At 74.6% G+C, this 26,330-nt stretch carries 19 protein-coding genes; 14 read left to right on the top strand and 5 right to left on the bottom strand.

Annotation, left to right across the window (positions count from 1 at the left end):
* The first annotated feature begins 86 nt into the window (after nucleotides 1–86).
* Nucleotides 87–995 (top strand): NAD kinase, encoded by a 909-nt coding sequence (locus BOQ63_RS15500; RefSeq protein WP_030290941.1) that lies wholly within the window; start codon nucleotides 87–89, stop codon nucleotides 993–995.
* A 21-nt stretch (nucleotides 996–1,016) separates the two neighbouring features.
* Here BOQ63_RS15500 and yczR read toward each other — a convergent pair whose 3' ends face one another.
* Nucleotides 1,017–2,537, bottom strand: coding sequence for a MocR-like transcription factor YczR (gene yczR, locus BOQ63_RS15495; RefSeq protein WP_046385379.1), 1,521 nt, complete (start codon nucleotides 2,535–2,537; stop codon nucleotides 1,017–1,019).
* A gap of 271 nt (nucleotides 2,538–2,808) precedes the next feature.
* Between yczR and yczE the strand changes: the two genes are divergently transcribed.
* From yczE to BOQ63_RS15480, 3 genes are all read left to right on the top strand, one after another.
* Nucleotides 2,809–3,387: a membrane protein YczE gene (gene yczE / locus BOQ63_RS15490; protein ID WP_046385386.1), complete on the top strand. Its 579-nt coding sequence runs from the start codon at nucleotides 2,809–2,811 to the stop codon at nucleotides 3,385–3,387.
* Between the two features lie 88 nt (nucleotides 3,388–3,475).
* On the top strand, nucleotides 3,476–5,209 hold the full coding sequence (recN, locus tag BOQ63_RS15485; protein ID WP_030558148.1) for a DNA repair protein RecN: 1,734 nt from the start codon (nucleotides 3,476–3,478) through the stop codon (nucleotides 5,207–5,209).
* A gap of 180 nt (nucleotides 5,210–5,389) precedes the next feature.
* On the top strand, nucleotides 5,390–6,556 hold the full coding sequence (locus BOQ63_RS15480; RefSeq protein WP_030558149.1) for a glycosyltransferase family 4 protein: 1,167 nt from the start codon (nucleotides 5,390–5,392) through the stop codon (nucleotides 6,554–6,556).
* 1 nt (nucleotide 6,557) lies between these two features.
* Here the strand turns inward: BOQ63_RS15480 and BOQ63_RS15475 are convergent, their stop codons facing one another.
* Complete coding sequence (locus tag BOQ63_RS15475; protein WP_050366516.1) at nucleotides 6,558–8,555, bottom strand: glycoside hydrolase family 15 protein; 1,998 nt, start codon at nucleotides 8,553–8,555, stop codon at nucleotides 6,558–6,560.
* Nucleotides 8,556–9,278: 723 nt separating this feature from the next.
* On the opposite strand from BOQ63_RS15475, the gene pyrG reads away from it, so the two are divergent.
* The 10 genes from pyrG to BOQ63_RS15425 all read left to right on the top strand — a co-directional run bounded on the left by pyrG (nucleotide 9,279) and on the right by BOQ63_RS15425 (nucleotide 21,928).
* Entirely contained in the window at nucleotides 9,279–10,958 is a 1,680-nt protein-coding gene (gene pyrG / locus BOQ63_RS15470) for a CTP synthase (protein WP_370863332.1), read from the top strand.
* Nucleotides 10,959–11,058: 100 nt separating this feature from the next.
* Nucleotides 11,059–11,706, top strand: coding sequence for an NUDIX domain-containing protein (locus tag BOQ63_RS15465; protein WP_030290166.1), 648 nt, complete (start codon nucleotides 11,059–11,061; stop codon nucleotides 11,704–11,706).
* A gap of 245 nt (nucleotides 11,707–11,951) precedes the next feature.
* Nucleotides 11,952–14,009 carry a tetratricopeptide repeat protein gene (locus BOQ63_RS15460; RefSeq protein WP_051747292.1) on the top strand — a complete coding sequence of 686 codons (2,058 nt, stop codon included), beginning with the start codon at nucleotides 11,952–11,954 and terminating at the stop codon, nucleotides 14,007–14,009.
* A 261-nt stretch (nucleotides 14,010–14,270) separates the two neighbouring features.
* Nucleotides 14,271–15,386 (top strand): alanine dehydrogenase, encoded by a 1,116-nt coding sequence (ald, locus tag BOQ63_RS15455; RefSeq protein ID WP_030290162.1) that lies wholly within the window; start codon nucleotides 14,271–14,273, stop codon nucleotides 15,384–15,386.
* A 437-nt stretch (nucleotides 15,387–15,823) separates the two neighbouring features.
* Complete coding sequence (locus BOQ63_RS15450) at nucleotides 15,824–16,891, top strand: ParA family protein (RefSeq protein WP_030290161.1); 1,068 nt, start codon at nucleotides 15,824–15,826, stop codon at nucleotides 16,889–16,891.
* Entirely contained in the window at nucleotides 16,888–17,499 is a 612-nt protein-coding gene (locus BOQ63_RS15445) for a hypothetical protein (RefSeq protein ID WP_030290160.1), read from the top strand. The genes BOQ63_RS15450 and BOQ63_RS15445 overlap by 4 nt, the downstream gene beginning before the upstream one ends.
* 128 nt (nucleotides 17,500–17,627) lie before the next feature.
* Nucleotides 17,628–18,506 (top strand): segregation and condensation protein A, encoded by an 879-nt coding sequence (locus BOQ63_RS15440; protein ID WP_072654479.1) that lies wholly within the window; start codon nucleotides 17,628–17,630, stop codon nucleotides 18,504–18,506.
* A 284-nt stretch (nucleotides 18,507–18,790) separates the two neighbouring features.
* Entirely contained in the window at nucleotides 18,791–19,384 is a 594-nt protein-coding gene (gene scpB, locus BOQ63_RS15435; protein WP_232543328.1) for an SMC-Scp complex subunit ScpB, read from the top strand.
* Nucleotides 19,385–19,446: 62 nt separating this feature from the next.
* Nucleotides 19,447–20,697, top strand: coding sequence for a pseudouridine synthase (locus BOQ63_RS15430; RefSeq protein WP_030290157.1), 1,251 nt, complete (start codon nucleotides 19,447–19,449; stop codon nucleotides 20,695–20,697).
* A gap of 223 nt (nucleotides 20,698–20,920) precedes the next feature.
* A complete protein-coding gene (locus BOQ63_RS15425; RefSeq protein WP_157846643.1) occupies nucleotides 20,921–21,928 on the top strand; it encodes a helix-turn-helix domain-containing protein in 1,008 nt (335 codons plus the stop codon).
* 75 nt (nucleotides 21,929–22,003) lie between these two features.
* Here BOQ63_RS15425 and BOQ63_RS15420 read toward each other — a convergent pair whose 3' ends face one another.
* The 3 genes from BOQ63_RS15420 to BOQ63_RS15410 form a co-directional block, all read right to left on the bottom strand.
* Nucleotides 22,004–22,366, bottom strand: coding sequence for a DUF952 domain-containing protein (locus BOQ63_RS15420; RefSeq protein WP_030290153.1), 363 nt, complete (start codon nucleotides 22,364–22,366; stop codon nucleotides 22,004–22,006).
* Nucleotides 22,367–22,432: 66 nt separating this feature from the next.
* Nucleotides 22,433–23,980 carry a mucoidy inhibitor MuiA family protein gene (locus BOQ63_RS15415; RefSeq protein WP_072654478.1) on the bottom strand — a complete coding sequence of 516 codons (1,548 nt, stop codon included), beginning with the start codon at nucleotides 23,978–23,980 and terminating at the stop codon, nucleotides 22,433–22,435.
* Between the two features lie 4 nt (nucleotides 23,981–23,984).
* Nucleotides 23,985–26,261 (bottom strand): mucoidy inhibitor MuiA family protein, encoded by a 2,277-nt coding sequence (locus BOQ63_RS15410; protein ID WP_150475920.1) that lies wholly within the window; start codon nucleotides 26,259–26,261, stop codon nucleotides 23,985–23,987.
* Between the last annotated feature and the right edge of the window lie 69 nt (nucleotides 26,262–26,330).

Raw genomic sequence — 26,330 nt, 5'->3', positions numbered from 1 at the left:
TCTGCGAGCGTCCGGCCCGTCATGCTGTAAGGCGCGGCCGCACCGGGCCAAGGGCGACCCGGCTGACGTAGGGAGAGGGCAGCGGCATGAGCGATGAAGAACGTACGGTCTTCCTGATCGCGCACACCGGCCGGGAGGCGGCGCTGCGCAGCGTCGAGGGCCTGGTGCACGGGCTGCTGAAGGCGGGGCTCCGGATCAGACTGCTGGAGGCCGAGGCGGTGGACCTCGACCTGCCGGAGGGGGTCGAGGAGGTCGCGGAGGGGCCGGGCGCGGCGGACGGCTGCGAGCTGATCCTGGTCGCCGGGGGCGACGGGACGCTGCTGCGCGGCGCGGAGTTGGCGCGTTCGCACGGGCTGCCGATGCTGGGCATCAACCTCGGCCGGGTCGGCTTCCTGGCCGAGGCCGAGCGGGACGACCTGGCCGTGGTGGTCGAGCGCGTGGTCGAGGCCGACTACGAGGTCGAGGAGCGGATGACGATCGACGTCATCGTCCGGACCAACGGCGATGTGGTGCACCAGGACTGGGCGTTGAACGAGGCGTCGATCGAGAAGGCGTCCCGGGAAAGGATGTTGGAGGTGGTGACCGAGGTGGACGGCCGCCCGGTCTCCAACTTCGGCTGCGACGGGGTGGTCTGCGCGACGCCGACCGGCTCGACCGCGTACGCGTTCTCGGGCGGCGGGCCGGTGGTGTGGCCGGAGGTGGAGGCGCTGCTGATGGTGCCGATCTCCGCGCACGCGCTGTTCGCCCGGCCGCTGGTGACCTCGCCGGACTCGGTGCTGGCCGTCGAGGTGCAGCCCAAGACCCCGCACGGGGTGCTCTGGTGCGACGGGCGGCGTTCGGTCGAACTGCCCGCCGGGGCACGGGTGGAGGTGCGCCGGGGGCAGACGCCGGTGCGGCTGGCCCGGCTGCACCGGGCGCCGTTCACCGACCGGCTGGTGGCCAAGTTCGCGCTCCCGGTGACGGGTTGGCGCGGACGGTCGAACCACTCCTGCTGACCCGAAGCGCCTGGCGCGGCGTCAGACCGCCAGTGCCTGGCCCTCGTCGGCCGGGCCGAACCGGCCGCCCGCCGTCGCGCGGGCGGCCACCTCGGCCAGCCGCTCGACGGCGGCGGGGACGGCCGCGGCGGGCACGGTGAGCGGGATCCGGATGTGGTGCTCGAAGGCGCCGTCCGAGCCGAACCGGTTGCCGGCCGCGATCCGCACCCCGGCGGGCTCCCCGGCCCGGGCCAGCGCCGCGCCGGACAGGCCGCCGGTGGAGACCCAGAGCGAGAGGCCGCCGGGCGGCAGCGCGAAACTCCAGTCCGGGAGCTGCTCGGACAGCGCGGCGGCGAAGGCGTGGGCGGTGGCCCGCATCCGGTCCAGCTGGTGGGCGCGGACGGCGGGGAGCGGCTCGCCCAGCAGCTCGGCGGCGATCAGCTGGTCGAGCACCGGGGTGCCGACGTCGCTGTAGACCCGCTCGGAGGCCAGCCGCCGGACGAGCGCGGGCGCGGCCCGGACCCAGCCGATCCGCAGGCCGCCCCAGAGCAGCTTGCCGGCCGAGCCGACGGAGACCACCTGGGCGGAGCGGTCCAGCGCCGCCATCGGACGCGGCAGCGGGGTGGACTCCGGGACGCCCCAGCCGAGTTCGGCGGTGGTCTCGTCGACCAGCACGACGCTCCCGGCCGCCCGGGCGGCGGCCAGCAGTCGGCGGCGCTGCTCCTCGTCGACCAGCGCGCCGGTCGGGTTGTGGAAGTCCGGAATGACGTACGAGACCTTGGGGGCGGCCCCGCGCAGCACCCGCTGCCACTCCTCCAGGTCCCAGTGGGGCTGTGCCCCGCCCGCTCGCCCGTGCCAGGAGGCGGCGTAGGGGACCGGCACCAGGCGGGCCCCGGTGAGGCGCAGGGCCTGGAGGGTGTGGGCGTAACTGGGGGCCTCGACGGCGACCCGGTCGCCGCGGCCGACCAGGACCCGCTGGATCAGGTGCAGGCCGCCCATCGCGCCGGTGGTGACCAGGATCTGGTCGGGAGTGGTGGGCAGTCCGCGCTCGGTGTAGCGGCGGGCGACGGCCTCGCGCAGCACCGGGACGCCGGTGGGGTAGTGGCCGTGTCCGGCGGCGTAGTGCGGCAGCAGTTCGACGGCCCGGGCGGCGGCCAGGCCGAGCCAGGGCTGCGGGGCGGGCAGGGCGGCGACGCCGAGGTCCAGGATCCGGCCCTGCTCGTCCGGCGGGACGGGGTGCAGGGCGTCGCTGGGCGGCGGGGCGCCCTCGGGCAGGGAGGTCCAGCTGCCGGCGCCGCGCCGGCTGCGCAGGTAGCCGTCGCCGCGCAGGGTCTCGTACGCGGTGGCGACGGTGGTGCGGCTGAGGTCCAGGGCGGAGGCGAGCTCGCGTTCGGCGGGCAGCCGGGCGCCGACCGGCAGCCGGCCCTCGGTGACCAGCAGCCGGATCTGCCCGGCGAGGGTGCGATAGGCGGGGCGGCGGGCGGTGGCCGGTTCGGGGAGCCGCGCGGTGGCGAGCAGCCGGGCCAGCGCGGGCGGGGTGACGGTGGTGTGCCAGTCGGCCATGGCGCATCAGTCCACTTGCTCGGGATTGGCCCTGTCGAGGGCCACATTGGCCTGGCCATCATGGCAGGGCGGCCATCGAGCCGCCACCACCGGGGGCGCTCCCCGGGGTGCGGCACCACCCGCAGGAGCACCATTGGCCACCACGACCGCCACGACCACCACGACCGCCACGACGTCCCCGAGCGCCCCGCCCGCGTCCGCAACGGCTCGACAGAGCCTCGCCGTCCGGGTCCTCGGCGACACCCACGCGCTCGGCCGGCGCCTTCCGCAGCTGGCCGTCGGCCTCACCCTGTACGGGGTGAGCATGGCGCTGATGCTCCGCTCCGGCCTCGGCCTGGATCCCTGGGACGTCTTCCACCAGGGACTGCAACGGGTGCTCGGCCTCACCGTGGGCGCCTGGGTGACGATCTGCGGGGCCCTGGTCCTGCTGCTGTGGATCCCGCTGCGCCAGCGCCCGGGGGTGGGCACCGTCGCCAACGTGCTGATGATCGGCGCGGCGATGGACCTCACACTGGGCCTGGTCGGCGGTCCGCACGGCCTGCCCGGCCGGGTGGCGCTGATGGCCGCCGCAGTGGTGCTCAACGGCGTGGCCTCGGGCCTCTACATCGGCGCGCGCCTGGGCCCCGGCCCGCGCGACGGCCTGATGACCGGCCTGCACCGGCGCACCGGGCGTTCGCTGCGGCTGATCCGCACCGGCATCGAGCTGACCGTGCTGGCCGCCGGACTGCTGCTCGGCGGCACGGCCGGGGTCGGCACCGTCGTGTACGCGCTGCTGATCGGCCCGCTCGTGCAGCTCTTCCTGCCGTGGTGCACGGTGCCCACCGCCGCCCAAACCTCCCGGAAGGGGTGAACTCGGCGGCAACGAGTTGCCGCGCGCCGTTGCCGCTCGTCGCGCTCCGGGGGCGGAACCTCGTAAGGTCGTCTCCGTGTTGGACGAGATGCGGATACGGGATCTTGGGGTCATCGACGACGCGGTGGTCGAGCTGGCCCCCGGCTTCACCGCCGTGACCGGTGAGACCGGCGCCGGCAAGACCATGGTCGTGACCAGCCTCGGCCTGCTGCTCGGCGGACGCGCCGACCCCGGCCTGGTGCGGCACGGCGCCGGGCGCGCCGTGGTGGAGGGCAGGCTGGAACTGCCCGCCGACTCCCCGGTGGCGGCGCGCGCCGTCGAGGCCGGGGCGGAACTGGACGACGGCGCCCTGCTGGTCAGCCGCACCGTCTCCGCCGAGGGGCGCTCCAGGGCGTACGTCGGCGGGCGGGCCGTCCCGGTCGGGCTGCTCACCGAGCTCGGCGAGGACCTGATCGCCGTGCACGGCCAGACCGACCAGCAGCGGCTGCTGCGCCCGGCCCGCCAGCGCGGCGCGCTGGACCGCTACGCGGGCGAGTCGGTGGCCGAGCCGCTGGCCCGCTACCGGGAGACCTACCGCGCCCTGCGCGAGGTCTCGGCCACCCTGGAGGAGCTGACCACCCGGGCCCGCGAGCGCGCCCAGGAGGCCGACCTGCTCCGCTTCGGCCTGGACGAGATCGCCGCCGCCGAGCCGGTGGCCGGCGAGGACGTCGAGCTGGCCGCCGAGGCCGAGCGGCTCGGCCACGCCGACGCGCTGTCCTCCGCGGCGACCCTCGCCCACGCCGCCCTGGCCGGCGACCCGGCCGACCCGGAGGCGCTGGACGCGGGCACCCTGCTCGCCCAGTCCCGGCGCGCCCTGGACGCGGTGCGCCACCACGACGAGCGCCTCGCCGCCCTGGCCGACCGGCTGAACGAGGTCGGCTACCTGCTGGCCGACGTCGCCGGTGACCTGGCCGGCTACGCCGACGACCTGGACGCCGACCCGGTGCGGCTGGCCGCGGTCGAGGACCGCCGGGCCGTGCTGGCCCAGCTGCTGCGCAAGTACGGCGGCGAGGAGAACACCCTCGCCGAGGTGATCGCCTGGGCCGAGGCCGGCTCCGCCCGGCTCGCCGAACTCGACGGCGACGACGAGCGGATCGACCAGCTCGGCGCCCAGGAGACCGAGCTGAGGGCCGAGTTGGCCGAGCTGGCGGCCGAGGTGTCGGCCGCCCGGCAGGCCGCCGCCGGGCGCTTCGCCGAGGCCGTCTCCGCCGAGCTCGCCGAACTGGCCATGCCGCACGCCCGGGTGACCTTCTCGATCACCCGGGTCGACGACCTGGCCGGGATCGAGGTGGACGGCCGAAGCGTCGCGTACGGGCCGCACGGCGTGGACGAGGTCGAGGTGCTGCTCGCCCCGCACCCCGGCGCCCAGCCCCGTCCGATCGCCAAGGGCGCCTCGGGCGGTGAGCTGTCCCGGGTGATGCTCGCCGTCGAGGTGGTCTTCGCGGGCGCCGACCCCGTTCCCACCTACCTGTTCGACGAGGTGGACGCGGGCGTCGGCGGCAAGGCCGCGGTCGAGATCGGCCGCCGGCTGGCCAAACTGGCCGAAACCGCCCAGGTCGTGGTGGTCACCCACCTCCCGCAGGTCGCCGCCTTCGCGGACCGGCACCTGGTGGTGGAGAAGACCAACGACGGGACCGTGACCCGTTCCGGCGTCAAGGTGTTGAACGACGAGGAGCGGGTGCGCGAACTCTCCCGGATGCTGGCCGGCCTGGAGGACTCGGAGCTGGGCCGCGCCCACGCCGAGGAGCTGCTGGCCGCTGCCCGCGCCCCCCGCCACCGGTAGTCCCGGGCGGCGGCCCTCACTGCGGGACGACGGCGCGCCTCCCGTGGCGCCGACTGTCCAAGAGGGCCGCCGACCTGGCATGGTGGCGGCTGGACACTGGCTTTCCAGTCCCGAGCGCCGCCCGGCGGGCAACCCTCGCGAAGCGGCGCGCGAACCTGATCGAGTCGGATGCGAGACGACGTGGACCATTCCGCTGCCCGGGCCACCGCGGCCGCCCCCGAACCGGGGCAGCTGCACGTGGTACTCGTCCTGGCCGCCAGCACCGGCGGCATCGGTGCGCACGTGCGCTCCCTGGCCCAGGGCCTGGTGGCGCACGGGGTGATCGTGACGGTCTGCGCACCGGCCGGTACGGACGCGCTGTTCGGCTTCTCCCGCACGGGCGCGCGGTTCCACACGGTCGACATCACCCCCACAGCGGGCGCCCGCAGCGACGCCACCGCGATCGGCGAACTGCGCCGGGCCTTCACCGGCGCCGACGTGGTGCACGCCCACGGGCTGCGCGCCGGGCTGCTGTCCGACCTCGCGCTGCGCACCGCCGGCCGGTTCCCGGGCCTGCGCCCGGAGACTCCGCTGGTGGTCACCTCGCACCACGCGCTGCTGGCCACCGGCATGGAGCGGCGCCTGCAGCGGCTGATGGAGCGCCGGGTGGCGCGCGCCGCCGACCTGGTCCTCGGCGCCTCCTCCGACCTGGTCGCCCGGGCCCGCGAGCTGGGCGCCACCGACGCCCGGCTGGGCCCGGTGGCCGCCCCGCCGATGCCCGAGGGCCGGATCGGCCGGGCCGAGGCGCGGGCCGCACTGCTCGGCGACGGACCGGACCGCCCGCTGGTGCTTGCGGTCGGCCGGCTCGTCCCGCAGAAGGCCTTCGGGCTGCTGCTGGACGCCACCGGCGAGCTGTCCGCGCTGGACCCGGAGCCGCTGCTGCTGCTCGCCGGGGACGGCCCGGAGGCGGTCCCGCTGCGCGAGCGGGTGACCGCCGAGAAGCTGCCGGTGCGACTGCTCGGCTACCGCACCGACGTGCCCGACCTGCTGGCCGCCGCCGACGTGGTGGTGGTCTCCAGCCGCTGGGAGGCCCGTTCGCTGGTGGTCCAGGAGGCGATGCGGGCCGGTGTGCCGGTGGTCGCCACCGCCGTCGGCGGCATCCCCGAACTGGTCGGCGACGCCGCCGTGCTGGTGGCGCCCGGCGATCCGGCGGCGCTCGGCCGGGCGGTGCGCGAGCTGCTGGCCGACCCGGCCCGCCGCGAGCGGTTGGTGGCGGCCGGCCGGCAGCAGGCCGAGACCTGGCCGGACGAGGCCGCCACCGTCGCCCAGGTGCTCAGCACCTACGACGAGTTGGTCCAGCGCGCCTGACCTAGACCGTCGCCTGCTCGATCCGGTCGGCGGCCGGGCCGTCCGGCTGGGCCGACAGGTAGGCGGCGCCGCAGGCGGTCAGCCGCAGGGCGGTGTCGATCAGCGGGACGTGGCTGAAGGCCTGCGGGAAGTTGCCGACCTGGCGCTTGAGCCGCGGGTCCCACTCCTCGGCGAGCAGTCCGAGGTCGTTGCGCAGCGACAGCAGCCGGTCGAACAGCTCGCGGGCCTCCTGGACCCGCCCGATCATGGCGAGGTCGTCGGCCAGCCAGAAGGAGCAGGCCAGGAAGGCGCCCTCGTGGCCGGACAGCCCGTCGACGTTGTTGCCCGTCTCGTCGTGGGTCGGGTAGCGCAGCACGAAGCCGTCCTCGGTGGACAGTTCGCGCTGGATCGCCTCGATGGTGCCGATCACCCGCTTGTCGTCCGGCGGCAGGAAGCCGACCTGGGGGATGAGCAGCAGCGAGGCGTCCAGCTCCTGGCCGCCGTAGTACTGGGTGAAGGTGTTGCGCTCCGGGTCGTAGCCCTTCTCGCAGACGTCCCGGTGGATGGTGTCGCGCAGTTCGCGCCAGCGCTCCAGGTGGCCGTCGGCGGGGGCGTCGTCGGGGGTCTGCTCCAGCAGCTTGATGGTGCGGTCGACCGCGACCCAGGCCATCACCTTGGAGTGGACGAAGTGCCGGCGCGGGCCGCGGACCTCCCAGATGCCCTCGTCCGGGTTCTGCCAGTGGTCCTCCAGGTACTCGATCAGGCGGAGCTGGAGGTGGTGGGCGTGGTCGTTGCGGACCAGGCCGGTCATGTGGGCCAGGTGCAGGGCCTCCACCACCTCGCCGTAGACGTCGAGCTGGAGCTGCCCGGCGGCGCCGTTGCCGACCCGGACGGGCTGGGAGCCCTCGTAGCCGGGCAGCCACTCCAGCGAGGTCTCGTTGAGCTCGCGCTCGCCGGCGATGCCGTACATGATCTGCAGGTTCTCCGGGTCCCCGGCGACGGCCCGCAGCAGCCACTCCCGCCAGGCCTTGGCCTCCTCGCGGTAGCCGGTGCGCAGCAACGAGGACAGGGTGATCGCGGCGTCGCGCAGCCAGGTGTAGCGGTAGTCCCAGTTGCGCTCGCCGCCGATGTCCTCCGGCAGGGAGGTGGTGGGCGCGGCGACGATGCCGCCGGTGGGGGCGTAGGTGAGGCCCTTGAGGGTGATCAGCGATCGGACCACGGCCTCGCGGTAGGGGCCCTGGTAGGTGCACTGGTCGGCCCAGTCGTGCCAGAAGTCGGCGGTGGCGTCGAGCATCGCCTCGGCGTCCGGGACGTCCGGGGGCTCCAGGTGGGAGGCCTGCCAGGTGAGGGCGAAGGCGATCCGATCGCCGGCCCGGACGGTGAAGTCGGCGTACGTCGTCAGGTCTCGGCCGTAGGTCTCGGCCTCGCCGTCCAGCCAGACCGAGTCGGGGCCGGCCATGGCGACGGTGCGGTGGCCGCCGTCGGCCTGCTCGACCCGGTGCACCCAGGGGACGATCCGGCCGTACGAGAAGCGCATCCGCAGCGCCGAGCGCATCCGGACGGCGCCGGCCACGCCCTCGACGATCCGGATCACCTGGGGGACGGCGTCCCGGCCGGCCAGCGGGCGGGGCGGCATGAAGTCGATCACCCGGACGGTGCCGCCCTGGGTGTCCCACTCCTGCTCCAGGATCAGCGAGTCGCCCCGGTAGCGGCGCCGGTCGGCGGGCAGGGCGGGGGCGGCGGCGGTGGGCGGGGGCACGCGCAGGTCGCCGGGGGTGGCGATGCGGACCCGGCCGACGGCGGCGGGGGTCGTGGCGGCCGGGGCGGGGAGCTCGGTCACGACGGCCTCGGCCGGACCGATCCGCCAGAAGCCGTGTTCATCGGTGCCGAGCAGGCCGGCGAACACGGCCGGCGAGTCGAAGCGGGGCAGGCAGAGCCAGTCCACCGCCCCGTCCCTGCTGACCAGGGCAGCGGTCTGCATGTCCCCGATGAGTGCGTAGTCCTCGATACGGCCGGCCACGTGGATCTCCAGTTCGCAATGTGGTCAGGGCATCGGCGAACGAACCAGGGAGCGAGCGGTCTGCGGGGCCGGGGGTTCACCCCGGGACGTCCGGCCCGCCGGGGGGGTGGTGGCGGGCCTTGCTGGAGTGTCCGCGCGGGGCTCGGTCGAGCCCCTGGGGGTGGGTGGGAAGGAGCTGGATTACGGGGAGGTCCGGTCGCGCATCGGGGACCGGGAGTGTCCTGACGCTCCCACGCCCTCCGCGTGCTCGTGCTGTCGCGATGCGTCCGTGCAGCTTACGACGGACGAAAGGGGCGAAGCACGCGGGCGCAGCCTCGTGTGGCGCCGCAATTCGGCGGAAATGCCGTGCATCGCGGGGGCGCGGCGCAGGATGGTCCGGAAGGATCAGCTCCGGGTGGCCGTAACGGAGGAGCCGGAATGGCCCGGACGGTGCGCTCCGGCTGGCCCGGTCCGGTGGGTGGTGCGACCGGTGTGACTCGTGCGGCGCATGATGCGCCGGGTGGTGCGCCCGGCGTACGCTCCCCGAGTGCCGCGCGCGGGCCGAAAGGCGTCCCGGTCAGGTCACTGATACCCTGGTATCCCGTGGACCGGCGGGGTCAAACGCCCCGGACCAGCCGAACCGACGACCCTACGAGCGCCGAGCACTCGCGGCCTCCGTCGCCCGGCGAGCCGCGAGCCTCCCGCCCACGTCACCTTCGACACGCGACCCACGGGAGCCCCCTCTTGGCACAGCCCCATTCCGGCAAGGCAGCGAACGGCCGCGCCGTGACGACCAAGCACCTCTTCGTCACCGGGGGTGTCGCCTCTTCGCTCGGCAAGGGGCTGACCGCCTCCAGCCTGGGCGCGCTGCTCAAGGCCCGCGGCCTGCGCGTGACGATGCAGAAGCTGGACCCGTACCTCAACGTGGACCCCGGGACGATGAACCCGTTCCAGCACGGTGAGGTCTTCGTCACCGACGACGGCGCCGAGACCGACCTGGACATCGGTCACTACGAGCGCTTCCTGGACACCAACCTGCACGGCTCGGCGAACGTGACCACCGGGCAGGTGTACTCGACGGTCATCGCCAAGGAGCGCCGCGGGGAGTACCTGGGCGACACCGTCCAGGTCATCCCGCACATCACCAACGAGATCAAGTCCCGGATCCGCCGGATGGCGACCGAGGACGTCGACGTGGTGATCACCGAGGTCGGCGGCACGGTCGGCGACATCGAGTCGCTGCCGTTCCTGGAGGCCGTGCGCCAGGTCCGCCACGAGGTCGGCCGCGACAACGTGTTCTTCGTGCACGTCTCCCTGCTGCCCTACATCGGCCCCTCGGGCGAGCTCAAGACCAAGCCCACCCAGCACTCCGTCGCCGCGCTGCGCAACATCGGCATCCAGCCCGACGCCGTCGTGCTGCGCGCCGACCGCGAGGTCCCCCAGGCCATCAAGCGCAAGATCTCCCTGATGTGCGACGTCGACGAGGAAGCGGTGGTCGCGGCCATCGACGCCAAGTCGATCTACGACATCCCCAAGGTCCTCCACGGCGAAGGCCTGGACGCCTACGTCGTACGCCGCCTGGACCTGCCCTTCCGCGACGTCGACTGGACCACCTGGGACGACCTGCTGCGCCGCGTCCACGAGCCGCAGCACATCGTCAAGGTCGCCCTGGTCGGCAAGTACATCGACCTGCCGGACGCCTACCTGTCGGTGACCGAGGCGCTGCGCGCCGGTGGTTTCGCCAACAACGCCCGGGTCGAGATCAAGTGGGTGACCTCGGACGACTGCGAGAGCCCGGAGGGCGCGCGGGAGCAGCTGGGTGACGTGGACGCGATCTGCGTTCCCGGCGGGTTCGGGGACCGGGGCGTCAACGGCAAGGTGGGTGCCATCACCTACGCGCGGGAGAACAAGGTCCCGCTGCTGGGGCTGTGCCTGGGTCTGCAGTGCGTGGTGATCGAGGCCGCGCGCAACCTTGCGGGTCTGCCGGAGGCGAACTCGACGGAGTTCGACGCCGCGGCCAGGCACCCGGTGATCTCCACGATGGCGGAGCAGCTGGCCATCGTGGACGGCAAGGGCGATCTGGGCGGCACGATGCGTCTGGGCCTGTACCCGGCCAAGCTGGCGGAGGGCTCGATCGTGCGTGAGGTGTACGGCGGTGAGCAGTACGTCGAGGAGCGCCACCGTCACCGCTACGAGGTGAACAACGCCTACCGTGCGGACCTGGAGAAGACCGGCCTGCAGTTCTCGGGCCTGTCGCCCAAGGGCGATCTGGTCGAGTACGTGGAGTACCCGCGCGAGGTGCACCCGTACCTGGTGGCCACCCAGGCCCACCCGGAGCTGAAGTCCCGCCCGACCCGCCCGCACCCGCTGTTCGCGGGCCTGGTCAAGGCCGCCATCGACATCAAGACCGCGCCCGCCGAGTAGTCGTCTCCTCCTCGGTCGTTCACCGGACGGCGGCTCCGCGATTCCCGTGGAGCCGCCGTCCGGCGTTAGATTGTGTCGTACTGACGAAAAGGGGAGAGCGATGGACGAGCAGCGCGACCTGGTGATCGCCGACACGGCCGAGGAGTGGGAGGTCCGGGGCAGCACCACGCCGTTCCAGGGCAAGGTCACCGGCGTGCGCAGCGAGGAGGTCCGGATGCCCGACGGCAGCTGGGCCCGGCGCGACTACCAGACCCACCCCGGCTCGGTCTCCGTACTCGCCCTGGACGACAAGGAGCGGGTGCTGGTGCTGCGCCAGTACCGCCACCCGGTCCGCCAGCGGCTGTGGGAGCTGCCGGCCGGCCTGCTCGACGTGCCGGGCGAGAACCCGTGGCACGCCGCCCAGCGCGAGCTGTACGAGGAGGCCCACTGCAAGGCCGACACCTGGCGGATCCTGGCCGACTACTACACCTCCCCGGGCGGCACCGACGAGGCGCTGCGGATGTTCCTGGCGACCGACCTGTCGGACGCCGAGGGCGAGCGCTACGCGGCCGAGGGCGAGGAGCAGGAGATCGAGGTCGCCTGGGTGCCGGTGCCCGAGCTGATCCGGCTGATCCACGCCGGTCAGCTGCACAACCCGACCCTGATCACCGGCACCCTCGCCCTGCACGCCGCGCTGACCTCCCCGGACGGCCTGGACGCGCTGCGCCGCCCGGACGCCCCGTGGCCGGCCCGGCCGTTCGAGGCGTGAGCCCGTCCGAGGCGTGAGCCCCACCGGGCAGCGGGCGCCCCGGGGGACGTCGGCGAACGACCCGGCTTGATGCCTTGGGATGATTTGCCGGTTCGTACGACCGGATGTCACCTCTGATCAGCCGGACGGTCGAACTACGCTTCCCGGACAGGGCGCCCGTCCCGGGCCGCCCGCTTTTTCGCGCCGGGGCGCTGAGCGCGGGATGACGTCGGGAGTGGGCACGGGTGGCGAGGAAGACGGCGACGATGGACTCCGGCCCCGACGCGCCCGCGAGCGCCGTTCCGGGGCTCGACCGGCTGCCGGCCGGGCCCGCGCTGTTCGCCGGGCGGCGCGCCGAGCTGGCCGCGCTGCGGGCGGCTGCGACCCGGCGGGTGAGCGGTCGCTGCCCCGTCCTGGTGCTGGCCGGGCGGCCCGGCTCGGGTCGTACGGCGCTCGCCGCCCGCTTCGCCCGGACCGTCGCCGCCGACTACCCCGACGGGGTGCTGTTCGCCCGGCTCTCCGCCCCCGACGGCGGGCGGGTGCCACCGGGCCGGGCCGCCCGGCTGCTGCTGGAGCAGCTCGACCCGCAGGCCGCCGTGCCGTTGCCCGGGGTGGTCGAGGACGGCCGGGACGAACCGGGCTGCGCGGCACTGCGGGAGGCGCTGGCCGGGCTGAAGGTGCTGCTGGTGCTGGACGACGTGCGGGACGCCGGACAGGTGTGGCCGCTGCTCGCCGACGAGCCCGGCTGTCTGGTGGTCGCCACCACGGCCGGGCCGCTCACCGGGATCGAGGACATCGACCCGGTGATCCTCGGCGGGCTGGACCGCCAGGCCTCCGGTGAACTGCTGGCCGACCTGGTGGGCGGCACCCGGATCTCCTGCGACCCGGTCGGCGGGGCCGACCTCGCAGAGGCCTGCGCCGCCCGGCCCGCCGCGCTGCGTCTGATGGCCGGGTGGCTGCGCGGCGACCCCAAGCTCGCCGTCACGGAGGCGGCGCGTGAACTCAACCGGGTGGTGGGGGAGCAGTCGGAGTCCGCGAGGCCGGACGGGGCGGCGGGCAGGTCCGCGAAGGCGGCCAAGGCCGGGAGGACCGACCGGCAGGGGCGGCAGAAGCCCCGGGAGAACAAGGGGGAGCAACGGGCGGCCGGGTCCGCCCCCACCGACGGGTCGGCCGGGTCGGAACCGCCGGCCGCCGAACCGGCCGGCAGCCCGGCGAGCTGGGTGAAGCCCGCGCCGGAGCCCGCGGAACCGGTGCCCGTCCCCGACAACGACCCGCTGCTGGGCGCCTTCACCCTGGTGTACCGGGGGCTGCCCGCCGCCCAGGCGCGGATGCTGCGCACCCTCACCCTTGCCCCGGCGCAGACCGCCGACCCGCGCACCGCCTCCGCCCTGGTCGGCTGCCCGGCGCCGGAGGCCGCCGCGACGCTGGCCGCGCTCGCCGAGCGGGAGCTGCTCGGCGAGGAGGCTCCGGCCGTCGACGGCACCCCGCGCTACCGGGTGCCCGGCCGGCTCTACCCGCGGCTGGTCCGGCTGCGGGAGCAGGAGGACCGGCCCGCCGAGACCGAGCTCGCCCGGGCCCGACTGCTGGAGCGGCTGGTCCGGCTCACCGAATCGGCCCGCGCCCTGCTCGACCCGGCCGACGGCCCCGCCCCCGACCCGCTGCCGGCCGCGCTGCGGCTGGGCTCGGCCGAGCAGGCCCGGGACTGGCTGCTCGGCGAGCGGGAGCTGCTGCTCGGGGCGGTGGCCGACGCGATCGGCCAGGGCGACCTGGACGGCTCGGCCGGCCGGCTGGTCACCGCGCTGCTGCGGGCGCTGCCGCTGACCGGCGCTGCCGCCCCCGCCGACCTGTACCGGCTGCACGAGCTGGTGCTCACCGTCGCCGAGCGCAACGGCCGCCCCCGCCGGGCCTCGGCCGCACTGCTCAACCTGGGCGACCTCCAGGCGGCGGCGGGCTGCTGGGAGCAGGCCGGGACGCACTACCGGGCCGCCCTGGAGCACGCCCGTACGGTCGGGGACGAACCGCTCTGCGCCCGGGCCCTCGAGGGGGCGGCGGGCTGCCACCGGGCCCTCGGCGACGCGGTGCGCGCCGCCGACTGGTACGGGCGGGCGCTCGCCCTGCGGCAGTCGCTGGGGGACCACGCGGCGGAGGCCCGGCTGCTGGCCCGGGTGGCCGAGGCGCACACCGCCCAGCGCCGCTTCGAGGAGGCCGACCGGGAGTACCGGGCGGCCCTCGCGGTGCTGCGCCGGACCGGCGACGAACGGGGCCGGGAGGCCGTCGGAGCCGCCCTCGCGGACCTGCGGGAACGCGTCGGCGGCGGGTGGTGAGGTCGGTTTCGGAGGTATCGTCGAAAGTGCCCGGTTGGAGCGCTCATGGTAGGTAAGTTCCTGTGGAAGCCTACGAACCTGCCAATGTGTTCGGCGAAATTATTCGATTTGGAAGGCTGACACGCCGCCTGGGCTTCATTACACTCGAACTCAGTCGCGCAGCGATCCCCTGCCCCGGCCTGCCCGGAGGCTTCCCCACGTGCGCGTCGCCCACCGGTCTTCTCCGGTCGGGACCCCCATGGCAAGAGGACGTGTTTAGCCGTGAAGGTCGGCATCCCCCGCGAGGTCAAGAACCACGAGTACCGCGTGGCCATCACGCCCGCCGGCGTGCATGAGCTGGTCCGCAACGGACACGAGGTCTACATCGAGGACAACGCCGGTCTCGGCTCCTCGATCCCCAACGAGGAGTACGTGGCCGCCGGCGCCACCATCCTCCCCACCGCCGACGAGGTGTGGGCCACCGCCGACCTGCTGCTGAAGGTCAAGGAGCCGATCTCCTCCGAGTACCACCGGCTGCGGAAGGGCCAGACCCTCTTCACGTACCTGCACCTGGCGGCCGACCGGGCCGGTACCGACGCGCTGATCGCCTCGGGCACCACCGCGATCGCGTACGAGACCGTGCAGCTGGGCAACGGCGCGCTGCCGCTGCTCGCCCCGATGTCCGAGGTCGCGGGCCGCCTGGCCCCGCAGGTCGGCTCGTACCACCTGATGCGTCCGGCCGGCGGCCGCGGCGTGCTGCCCGGCGGCGTGCCCGGCACCCACCCGGCCAAGGCCGTCGTCATCGGCGGTGGCGTCTCCGGCTGGCACGCGGCCACCATCGCCATCGGCATGGGCTACGACGTGACCCTGCTGGACCGCGACATCAACAAGCTGCGCGAGGCCGACCGGATCTTCGGCACCCAGATCAAGGCCATCATGTCCAACTCGTTCGAGCTGGAGAAGGCCGTCCTGGACGCCGACCTGGTCATCGGCGCCGTGCTGATCCCGGGCGCCAAGGCCCCGAAGCTGGTCACCAACGAGCTGGTCTCCCGCATGAAGCCGGGCTCCGTGCTCGTCGACATCGCCATCGACCAGGGCGGCTGCTTCGAGGACTCGCACCCGACCACGCACGACGACCCGACCTTCCAGGTCCACAACTCGGTCTTCTACTGCGTGGCCAACATGCCGGGCGCCGTCCCGAACACCTCCACCTACGCGCTGACCAACGCCACCCTGCCGTACGTGCTGGAGCTGGCCAACCGTGGCTGGAAGGACGCGCTGCGCCGCGACCCGGCGCTCGCGAAGGGCCTGAACGTCCACGAGGGTCAGATCACCTTCCCGGCCGTGGCCGACGCCTTCGGCCTGGAGTCGGTCACGCTGGACAGCGTGCTCGCCTGAACTCCCTGACCGCACGGCGGTCGTTCGCCCTCGACCCGATCCGTTCGGGTCGGGGGCTTAGCCGTGCCCGCGAACGCCGGGTGGAGCGGGCGGGTCGCTCTGTCGTCAATTCCCGTGGGTCGTCCCACCAGACCCCGCGGCCGCCCGCAGAAACGTTAGGGTCATAAGCCCGCTCATCCCTTGACAGCAGCCCGCCCGATAGTCGACACATCGTGCCCACTACCGTGGATTGTGTTGCTGCGAACGCCTTGAACGGCCTAGAGTCGCAAACCGTCGGCATGCTGCCACGCTGACGAATCGACATAGAGTCCTGGATCCCCAAGGAGGTAAGACGACTTGTGAATGAGTCGACAATTGCTCCCGGGGGTGGTCAGCCAGGACTGGCGGAACTCACCGCCGGCCAGCCGAGTGAGGAGCCCGGGGCCCGGCAGCCCTCCGTGGGCTCGGCCGAGGTCGGCTCGGTCGCACTCCGTACCTTCGAAGCACGCCAGAACACAGCGCAGGTGACCACGGTGACCGACCACGACACCGACTTGGCGGCCTACGGCCTGGCCTACGGCGAGTTCGCCTACGGTGCCTACGACGACCCGGACGCCGAGTACGAGCCGGACCCGGAGTACGCCGCCACGCTGGCCCCCGACGCCGCGCGCCAGCGCCGCGAGCGGGTCGGCCCGACCGGCCGACCGCTGCCGTACTTCCCGATCCCCGCGCCGGTCGCCGAGCACGGCCCCGCCCAGATCATCGCCATGTGCAACCAGAAGGGCGGCGTCGGCAAGACCACGTCGACCATCAACCTGGGCGCGGCGCTGGCCGAGTACGGCCGCCGGGTGCTGCTCGTCGACTTCGACCCGCAGGGCGCGCTCTCGGTCGGCCTCGGCGTCAACCCGATGGAGCTCGACGTCACCGTCTACAACCTGCTCATGGAGCGGGGCCTGACGGCCGATGAAGTGCTGCTCAAGACCGCCGTTCCCGGCATGGACCTGCTGCCCTCCAACATCGACCTCTCCGCCGCCGAGGTGCAGCTGGTCAGCGAGGTGGCCCGGGAGTCCGCGCTGGCGCGCGCCCTGAAGCCGCTGCTGCCGGACTACGACTACGTCATCATCGACTGCCAGCCCTCGCTGGGCCTGCTGACGGTCAATGCGCTGACGGCCGCTCACAGCGTGATCGTCCCGCTGGAGTGCGAGTTCTTCGCGCTGCGCGGCGTCGCGCTGCTGACCGAGACCATCGAGAAGGTGTGCGAGCGGCTCAACCCGGAGCTGCGCCTGGACGGCATCCTGGCGACCATGTACGACTCGCGCACCGTGCACAGCCGTGAGGTGCTGGCGCGGGTCGTCGAGGCGTTCGGCGAGCACGTCTTCCACACCGTCATCGGGCGGACCGTGCGCTTCCCGGAGACCACCGTCGCCGGCGAGCCCATCACGACGTACGCGACCAACTCGGTCGGTGCCGCCGCCTACCGCCAGCTCGCCAGGGAGGTGCTCGACCGGTGCCGCCCCGCCGAGTGAGTCTCCCGGGTGCCGACGAGCTGTTCCGGACCACCGGCGGGATGGCGCTGTCGCCGTCCCTCGCGCCGCGTCCGGCCGCCGAGGCATCCAGACCGGAGACCGCGCGGACCGTCAACGGCACGGACGGCGCCGAGGGGGCCGAGGCAGCCCAGGACGACCGGCGGATGCCCCAGGACCAGCAGTCGGGCGCCGCGGTGCCCCCGCCCGGGCAGCCGCCCGTCCAGCGGACGGCCGGGGGCCAGGGCTCCGCGCCTGGCGAAGCCCAGGCCGGGAAGACCGTGACCGGGGGCCGCGGTGGCGCCGCCTCTCCGGCGGGCCGCGCTCACGCGGGTGCCGCCGAGGAGCAGACCGCCGCCGGGCGCGCCCGCCCGCGCGGCCGTGCGCCGCGCCGTCCGAGCGGGCGCGAGCGGCACGACGAGAAGATCACCGTGTACGTGTCCGCCGAGGAGCTCATGGACCTGGAGCACACCCGGCTGGTGCTGCGCGGCGAGCACGGCCTGGCCGTGGACCGCGGGCGGATCGTCCGGGAGGCCATCGCGGTCGTCCTGGCGGACCTGGAGCAGCGCGGCGAGGCCTCGATCCTGGTCCGGCGGCTGCGCGGCCGGTAGGGCGCCCTCGCCGGGCGCCGACGGCGGCGGGCCGGTCGGCGTGTCGCTGGACCGGCGGGTCGGGGGGTCGGCGTGTCGGCGGGACCCGGGGCGGGCCGAGCCGTGCGGACGGGCGAAGATGGACCGTCATGCCGAGCACCGTCGAACCAGCCGCCAGCGCCGTGAACGCCACCGAGGAGGAGTCGCGGGGCGGCTTCCGGGTACGGCTGGACAACTTCGAGGGCCCCTTCGACCTGCTGCTCAGCCTGATCGCCAAGCACAAGCTGGATGTCACCGAGGTGGCGCTGGCCACCGTGACGGACGAGTTCCTGGCGCACATCCGGGCGATGGGCCCGGAATGGGACCTGGACGCGGCGACCGAGTTCCTGGTGGTGGCCGCCACCCTGCTCGACCTCAAGGCCGCCCGGCTGCTGCCGGTGGCCGAGGTCGAGGACGAGGCGGACCTCGCCCTGCTGGAGGCGCGTGACCTGCTGTTCGCGCGGCTGCTGCAGTACCGGGCGTACAAGCGGGCGGCGGCGCTGTTCGGCGAGCGCTGGGCGGCCGAGCTGCTGCGGCGCCCGCGGACCGTCGGGCTGGAGCCCCGGCACGCGGAGCTGCTGCCCGAGGTGGTGATCACCGTCGGGCCGGAGCGGCTCGCCCAGATGGCGGCCAAGGCGATGGAGCCCAAGCCGAAGCCGGTGGTGTACGTGGACCACATCCACACCCCGCCGGTCAGCGTGCGCGAGCAGGCCTCCCTGGTGGTGGACCTGCTGACCGGCCTCGGCGAGGCCTCCTTCCAGCAGCTGGTCGCGGACGCACCGGACACCATGGTGGTGGTCGCCCGCTTCCTGGCACTGCTGGAGCTGTACCGGGAGCGGGTGCTGGCCTTCGAGCAGCCGGAGGCGCTCGGCGAGCTGCGGGTGCGCTGGGTGGCCGAGGAGGGCCGGGGCGCGGTCGAGGTGACCGACGAGTTCGACCGTCCGGCGGGCGAGCCGGAGCGGTCCCGGGAGGAGGACGGGCGGCGATGAGCGGCGGGAACGACGGCGGGCGGCCGGTGCGGCGCCCGCTCGGGCTGCCGGGGCGGCCCCGGGCCGAGGAGTGGCTGGAGCCGGCCTTCGCGCTGCTGCCGGAGCCGGCGGCGGTGCCGGAGCCGGTGGCCGGGCCGGCGGTGGTGCCGCAGCAGGTGGAGGGCGAGCCCGGGGTGGTGCGCCAGAAGTCGGCTCCGTCGACTTCCGATGCGCCCGAGGAGCCCGTCGGTGCTGCCGGGAAGCCCCTCGGGCCGGGGCTGAGGGCCGAGCTGGAGGCGGTCCTGATGGTCGTCGACGAGCCGGTCGGGGAGGAACGGCTGGCCGGGGTGCTGGAGCGGCCGCGGGCCGAGGTGGCGCAGGCCCTGCGCGAGCTGGCCGCCGAGTACGCCGCCCAGGGGCGCGGTTTCGACCTGCGGCTGGTGGCCGGCGGCTGGCGGTTCTACAGCCGGGACACCTGCGCCGCGGCCGTCGACCGCTTCCTGCTGGACGGCCAGCAGGCCCGGCTGACCCAGGCCGCGCTGGAGACCCTGGCGGTGGTCGCCTACCGGCAGCCGGTGTCCAGATCACGGGTTTCCGCCGTCCGCGGTGTGAACTGTGACGGCGTGATGCGTACCCTGGTACAGCGAGGACTGGTGGAAGAGGCCGGATCCGAGCCCGAAACAGGTGCGATCCTGTATCGGACGACGAACTACTTCCTGGAACGGATGGGGCTCCGCGGCTTGGACGAGCTGCCGGAGCTCGCTCCCTTCCTGCCCGAGGTCGACGACGTGGAAGCGGAGTCCCTGGAGGGCACGATGATCGCGGAGGCGGTCGCCGCCGCTGCCGTGCAGGCCGCGGACGGCAGTGGCGAGGCCGGTCGGGCAACGCACGATCGGTAGGGGGAGGTGAGGTCGGCCGAGACGACCGCACATCCCAGACGGAACGACGTACGGACACTTTGATGCGTAGCAGTGGCAACGGCAGGAACGGCAGCGGCGGCGGCAGCGGTCGCGGCGGACAGGGCGGGGGCCGGGGCGGCGGCTCCTACGGCGGCAGCGGCAGCGGTCGCGGCGGCTCGGGGTCGAGTTCGCGCGGCGGTTCGTACGGCGGCGGCAGCGGTCGTGGCGGGTCGTACGGCGGCGGTTCGGGCTCGGGTTCGGGTTCGCGCGGCGGGTCGTACGGGCGGGACGGCGGCCGCCGGGACGACCGGCGCGACGACCGCCGCTACCCGGACCGCCCGCTGCGGCCCGAGGAGCGCAAGTACGACCGCCCCGAGTACGGCGGCGGCCCGAACGCCACCCCGGCGCGCGGCGGCTTCGCCGGCCGTCGCCCCGGTCCGGCCCCGCGTCCGCGCCGGGAGGGCCAGGGCGCCCCGGGCGACCCGCGTCGCCAGCCGCAGCGCTCGCGCGAGCTGCAGGCCAAGATCGAGGACGCCGTCCTCGCCCGGCACGACAAGCCGGCCGTCAAGCTGCCCAAGACCTTCGGCGAGCCCGAGGGCGAGCGCCTGCAGAAGGTGCTGGCCCGGGCCGGCGTCGGCAGTCGCCGCGCCTGCGAGGAGCTGATCGAGCAGGGCCGGGTCGAGGTCAACGGCAAGCGGGTCACCGAGCAGGGCAAGCGGGTCGACCCGCAGAACGACGAGATCAAGGTGGACGGCCTGACCGTCGCCACCCAGTCCTACCTGTTCTTCGCGCTCAACAAGCCGGCCGGCGTGGTCTCCACCATGGAGGACCCGGACGGGCGCCAGTGCCTGGGCGACTACGTGACCAACCGGGAGACCCGGCTGTTCCACGTCGGCCGGCTGGACACCGAGACCGAGGGCATCATCCTGCTCACCAACCACGGCGAGCTGGCCCACCGCCTCACCCACCCCAAGTACGGCGTGACCAAGACCTACCTGGCCGCCATCCAAGGCCCGATCCCGCGCGACCTGGGCAAGCAGCTGGCCCAGGGCGTGGAGCTGGAGGACGGCTACGCCCGCGCCGACAGCTTCAAGGTCGTCTCCAACGTCGGCAAGAACTACCTGGTCGAGGTGACCCTGCACGAGGGTCGCAAGCACATCGTGCGCCGGATGCTGTCCGAGGTCGGCTTCCCGGTCGAGAAGCTGGTGCGCACCCACTTCGGTCCGATCGCGCTCGGCGACCAGAAGTCGGGCTGGCTGCGCCGCCTGACCAACCCGGAGGTCGGCCAGCTGATGCGCGAGGTCGGCCTGTAACCGGCAGGTTCACCCGGAGTTCTTCGGAGGGTCCCCCGCCCGTGGTGGCGGGGGACCCTCCGGCGTTGTCTGTGAGCCGGGACGCAAGCGCTGGTCACGGCCTTGTCAGCGTCATGATCCGTGGCCGAGGATGGCCACCGGAGCACCGGCCCGCCGAGTGGCGGGACTGCGCCAGCACGGCGTCGGAGGGGGTGTTCCGGGGCGAACAGGGGGAGACGGCGTCGTGTCCGATGCAGCACTGGGGCGGTCCGCCGGGCGAGCGCTCGGCCCGTTGGGACTGGCCGAGCCGGACGGGCAGGTGTACGCGGCGCTGGTGGCCAATCCGCAGTCCACCGCGGAGGAACTGGCCGAGAGCTGCGCCCTGACGTTCCAGCAGTGCGTGCGCGCGCTGGACCGCCTGGCGCAGCAGGGGATGGCCACCCGGGCGCCGGTGGACCGGGAGCGCTACCTGCCGGTCGCCCCGGACGTGGCGATAGGGACCCTGATCGGCCACCGGGAGTCCGAACTTCGGCACGCCCGGGCCGAGATGCACCGGCTGATGGACGCCTTCCGGGAGGCCTCCCGCTACACCGACCCGGCGCACTCGGTGGAGGTGCTGACCGGCGGCGAGGCGATCGCCCAGCGGTTGGAGCACATCACCGGGACCAGCCAGTACCAGGTGCGCGGCTTCGACCGGCCGCCGTACATCCAGGACCCGGTGGCGGCGATGCCGCTGCAGCGGCGGCGGCTGCGGGAGGGGCTGAGGTTCCGGACGATCTACGACCGGGACGCGGTGGCCTGGCCGGGCCGGCTGGAGAAGAACATCATGGTCGGCGTCGCGGACGGCGAGGAGGCGCGGGTACGGCCGACGCTGCCGATGAAGATGATCATCTCGGACGACCGGATGGCGGTCATTCCGATCAGTGTCGGCGACAGCGTGCTGGACGCGGCCTACGTCATCCACCCCTCGGCGCTGCTCCAGGCGCTGGACACGCTGTTCGAGGCGGAGTGGGAGCGGGCCGTGCAGCTCCAGGCCGCGATCGGCACCGGGGAGGCGTCGCCGGAGCCGGACGCCGACCACCGCAAGCTGCTCGGACTGCTCGCCGCCGGACTGACCGACGAGTCGATCGCCCGCTCGCTGGGCTGGAGCGCCCGGACCACCCAGCGGCGGTTGCAGGCCCTGATGCGCTCGCTGGGCGCCACCACCCGCTTCCAGGCCGGGATGGCGGCCCGGGAGCGGGGGTGGCTGTGAGCGGGGTGGCGGTGAGCGGCCGGGGGTTCCTCGGCTCGGGGTTCTTCAGCTGGGGGTTGCTCGGCCGGGGGTTCTTCAGCTCCAGGGGCTGAGGGCGGACCAGCGGCCGTCCGGGCCGCGCTCGACCTTCTCCAGGCCGACCACGGCGGTGCGGTTCAGCCGGCCGTAGATGTGCGGGAACAGGACCCCGGGGGTGGCGCCGGGCGGCGGGGCGCCGTGCGGGGCCTCCCACTTGACCATCGGTTCCACCAGTGCCTCCTCGATCAGCAGCACCATCAGCGGGTCCGGGGTGTCGGCGTAGAAGGCGTTGGCCACCGCGAGCGCCGTCTGCTCGTCGGCCGAGCAGTGGATGAACCCGTCGGTGAGCAGCGACGCGGTGGCGTACGGGCGGCCGGGGTCGGCCAGCCAGTCGTCCAGGGGTGCGAGGTGGAGGATCATGTTCCTTTTGTACCCGCTTTCCGGTTTCGATTCCGCTCCTGAGCGGTCGTCACGGGCGGCCCGCCCTCACAGTCCGGCGACCTTGGCCGAGGCGGAGACCTCGTACACCAGGGTGAGGCTGCGGCGGGCGCCCGGGCCGAGCGGGACGTCCCAGCGGACGATGCCCTCGGCGTCGAAGGAGTCCGGTGCCGGTGAGCACTCCTCCTTGCGCAGCCGCACCTCGACGGCGGCCACCTCGGAGACCGGGACCCGTTCGCGCACCGTGACCAGCTGCTCGTCGCGCTCCTCCGGGCCGGAGAAGCGCGACAGGTGCAGCTGGACGGTGCGGGTGGTGGTCTGGCGGCCGCTCAGGGCGGCGGTGGCCTGGCGCTCGTCGGTCTCGCGGACCACCCGGTAGCCGTCCGTGCTGCCGAAGGACAGCTCGGCGTCGGCGCCGGCGGCGGTGAAGCGCAGCTCGCCGCGGCCGGTGAAGCCGCTGCCGCGCACCAGCTCGACCGGGCCGGCCAGCAGCGGGTGCCCGGCCGCGTTGCGGAACCGGACCACCTGGGTCACCAGCGGGGACAGCTCGGGGGCGCAGGCGTACTCGGTCTTCGCCGGGGCGGTGAAGGCGCCCAGCGGGACCCGGTGCGCCCGGCCGTCGGAGGGGACGGTGGCCGGGGCGGGGGCGGGCAGCACCCGTACCTCGCCGCCGTCGTCCAGGCCGGGGACGGCCGCGCCCGGGCCGAGGGTGCTGACCTCCTCCTCGCGCAGCTCGACCTCGACCGTGCGGCGCTCCTCGTCGGTGCGCTCGCGCAGGGTCAGCCGGTCCTCGGTGATCGCGGGCGGATCGGTGGCGAGGGCGGACCGGGCGGTGGAGAAGGTCAGCCGGGCGCCGGTCCAGTCCTCGCCGGTGCGCTGCCAGACCACCGCCTCCGACTCCAGGCGCAGGTCGCCGCCGTCCAGGGTGGCGCGGTAGGACGGGCGCCACAGGGCACAGGGCACCAGGTGGTGGACCGTGAGCCCGGCCGGGCCGGGCTGCTCGGCCTCGACGGTCAGCTCCAGGTGGGCGAGCAGCTCGGCCGGCTCCTCCTCGGCCCGGTCCAGGGCCAGCAGGGCCTCGGAGCGTTCCCGGTCCAGCCGGCGCAGCCGGGAGTGGGTGGCGCGCAGCTCCTCGCCGTAGCGTTCGCGCTCGGCGTCCACCCGGTCCAGCTCGCGGGCCCAGCGGGTGCGCTCGATCTCGCCGACGCCGGCGCCCTCGCCGACCTCGCGCAGCAGGTCCGCGGAGAGCTGGGCGAGCAGGGCCAGGCGGGCCTCCAGCCGGGCGCGGGTCTGTTCCGCGACCCGGTACTCGGCCTCCAGCGCGTGCAGCCGGTGGCGCAGCGCGGAGTCCTCCGGACCGGGCGGCAGCGGGGCGCGCGGGAGCCAGGTGCGCACCAGCCTGGCCTCCAGCACCCGGGTGCCGGGGGCGGCGGACTCGGCCCGCAGGGTGCGGTCGACGGCGAGGGCGGTGAGCGGGCCCAGCCGCAGTCGCTGGACGCCCTCGACGAGCTCGACGGTCACCGCGCGTTCGACCTGGGCGCGGTCCTCCAGGCAGGTGACGGCGGTGACGGGGAGGGGGACGGTCTCTTCGGTCATCTGGTCAGTTCCTCCGGTTTCCGCCGGCGATGGCCTTTCCGGCCGGGATCTTGATCTGGTAGCCGCCGTCCAACTCGGTGCGGCCGCCCGGCGGCAGTTCGATCCGCCAGACCCGGGTGCCGGGTGGGCACTCCGGGGTGGGGACGGCCGGGGCGTGCCAGTCGGCGCGCTCCTCGATCCGGATCTCGGCGTCGGAGGCGAGCGGCACGCGCTCGCGGACCTCGACCGTGACGGCACGGCCGAGCCGGTTCGCCAGCTGGATGTGCACCCGGTGGTCGAGCAGGGTGCTGTTGCCCTTCAGCATGCCCGTGGCGGACTCGTGCAGCTCGGTGCGGCGCGCCACCTCGATGCTCTCGGTGACGCCGATGCCCAGGTGGCGGGTCTCGCCGGGGGCGAGGGTGGGCAGGGCGGCGGTGAGCAGGAACTCGTCGTCCACGGTGACCTCGACCGGGCCCGCCAGCACGGCGCGGTCGGTGCGGTTGGCGAGCATCAGGGTCGCGTACACCTTCTGCTCGACGGCAGGGACGGTGACGTACTCGGGGCTGACGGAGAGCGGGATCTCGTCGACCGTGACGGAGTGCCAGGTGCCGTCGGAGGGGATGTCGGCGGGGGCGGCGGCGTCGAAGCGGTGGTCGAAGGAGCCGGCCGACCGGCGGGGCGGGACGGCGTGGCGGGGGAGCGGGAGGTCGCGCAGCCGGGCGCCGCCGGGGCCGCCGGGGAAGAAGCGTTCCAGCTCGGCGCGCTCGACCCGGGCGGGGTCGGGGCGCAGGGTGCCGCGGCGGTCGGTGGGGTCGTCCGGGCCGGCCAGCCGGAGGCCGGGGTAGTCGAGCAGGACGGTGTCGGGGGCGAGGCCGGTGACCGGGGGCGGGGTGGCGCCGAGGCGGCGGGCCCTTCGCGCCGCCGGGGCGCCGCCGAAGGCCTGGGGCATCGGGGGGCCGCCCGGAGCCGTGGGCATCGGGGGGCCGCCCGCGGCCTGGGGCATCGGGGCGGGGGCGGTCGGTGCGGGCGGGGCGCTCGTCGTGGGCGGGGTGCTCGCCGCGGGTGGGGCGCCGTAGCCGGCGAAGCCGGGCGGCGGGGGCATGGGGACCGGCTCCTGGACGCCGAGGGAGCCGCCGCCGTACGGGCCGGTGGGCGCCGCCTGGTCCGGGTACTCGGCGCGGGCGGCGGCAGGGCGGGCGCCACCCGCGCGGGACCTGCGGCGGAGCTCGGCGGGCTCGGGTGCGGCGAGGGCCGCGGCCGGGACCGGGGCGCCGGGGTGGGAGGTGGCGGGGCTGTCGGCGGCGGCCGCGTCGTAGCCGGTGAACAGGTCGGACAGGCCGGCCGGGGGTTCGCGCCAGCCGGAGGGCGGCGGGGCGGGCTGGCTGCGGCCGATCCGCAGCGAGGCCAGCCGGGGCAGGTCGGTGCGGCGCTCCAGGTCGGCGGTGGACAGGGCTAGCCGTACGCCCGTCCAGTCCTCGCCGGTGTGCTGGGCGACGGCGGCGCGCAGGACCAGGTGGGCGGTGGCGGCGCCGGTGCGGTGGCTGAGGCGGTAGGCGGGCACCCAGCGGGCGGCGGGGACGCCGTACTCCAGCTCCAGCTCCACCTGGGGGGCCTGCTCGGTTTGTTCGGCCTGTTCCTCCTGCTCGGTCTGTTCGGGAGCGGTGAGGGTGAGCACGACGGTTTCGGTGGCCTCGACCTGGTCGGTCCGTCCGGCGGTGGACGCGCGCTCCAGTCGGTCGGCGGCCAACTGGCGCTCGTGGTCGGCGAGTTCGATCTCCCGAGTGAGCCGCTCGGCACGCTCCTGGAGGTGGGCAAGCCGCTCGTCGACGAAGTCGGCGAGCTCCAGCCAGGCGTCGGCGGGGGTGCGGCGCAGCGGTTCGTCGCGACGGCGCTGCGGCGGAACGGCGCGCAGTGCGGCGGTCTCGGCGATCGCGTTCCGGATCAGCCGGTGGCGCTCGTTCAGTGCGCCCTGGCGCTCCATGGCCTCGTCCAACTCGCGTCGCAGCTGCGGGAGTTCGTCGACCTCGTGGAGCTCGGCGACGGTCTCCAGGCGGGCCTCGACGACCGCCGTGCCGGCCGGGCCGGCGAGCACCCGGGCGCGCAGCGAGTCGGCGTCCAGCGAGCCGGGCAGGCCGGTCAGCCGGAGCCGTCCGCCGGGCGGAACCGGGACGGTGGCCCGGCGGCGGCAGACCGCGCCCTCGGCGTACACCACGACGGAGTCCAGGACCGACGGGTGGGCCGGTACGGCCGGCGGCTTCGACGGCCCGGTGTGACTGCTGTGCTGATCGTCCTGATCGTCCATGCGCAACCCCTTCGTTCGCGTCCGGTGTGCCGCGGCTCGCCCCGCCGTCCCCGGCGGCCAGTGTGCCCC

Origin of the sequence: Streptomyces viridifaciens (assembly GCF_001888885.2) — a bacterium.
Taxonomy (GTDB): Bacteria; Actinomycetota; Actinomycetes; order Streptomycetales; family Streptomycetaceae; genus Kitasatospora; species Kitasatospora aureofaciens.
The sequence above is the reverse complement of the archived record's forward strand: the minus strand, read 5'-3'. Positions and strand labels throughout refer to the sequence as shown.

Coding starts and splice junctions, on each gene's coding strand:
- BOQ63_RS15410 (WP_150475920.1), bottom strand. CDS start 26,261: ATGGACGATCAGGACGATCAGCACAGCAGTCACACCGGGCCGTCGAAG.
- BOQ63_RS15500 (WP_030290941.1), top strand. CDS start 87: ATGAGCGATGAAGAACGTACGGTCTTCCTGATCGCGCACACCGGCCGG.
- BOQ63_RS15415 (WP_072654478.1), bottom strand. CDS start 23,980: ATGACCGAAGAGACCGTCCCCCTCCCCGTCACCGCCGTCACCTGCCTG.
- BOQ63_RS15420 (WP_030290153.1), bottom strand. CDS start 22,366: ATGATCCTCCACCTCGCACCCCTGGACGACTGGCTGGCCGACCCCGGC.
- BOQ63_RS15465 (WP_030290166.1), top strand. CDS start 11,059: ATGGACGAGCAGCGCGACCTGGTGATCGCCGACACGGCCGAGGAGTGG.
- scpB (WP_232543328.1), top strand. CDS start 18,791: ATGGTCGTCGACGAGCCGGTCGGGGAGGAACGGCTGGCCGGGGTGCTG.
- BOQ63_RS15430 (WP_030290157.1), top strand. CDS start 19,447: ATGCGTAGCAGTGGCAACGGCAGGAACGGCAGCGGCGGCGGCAGCGGT.
- yczR (WP_046385379.1), bottom strand. CDS start 2,537: ATGGCCGACTGGCACACCACCGTCACCCCGCCCGCGCTGGCCCGGCTG.
- BOQ63_RS15440 (WP_072654479.1), top strand. CDS start 17,628: ATGCCGAGCACCGTCGAACCAGCCGCCAGCGCCGTGAACGCCACCGAG.
- BOQ63_RS15460 (WP_051747292.1), top strand. CDS start 11,952: ATGGACTCCGGCCCCGACGCGCCCGCGAGCGCCGTTCCGGGGCTCGAC.
- recN (WP_030558148.1), top strand. CDS start 3,476: ATGCGGATACGGGATCTTGGGGTCATCGACGACGCGGTGGTCGAGCTG.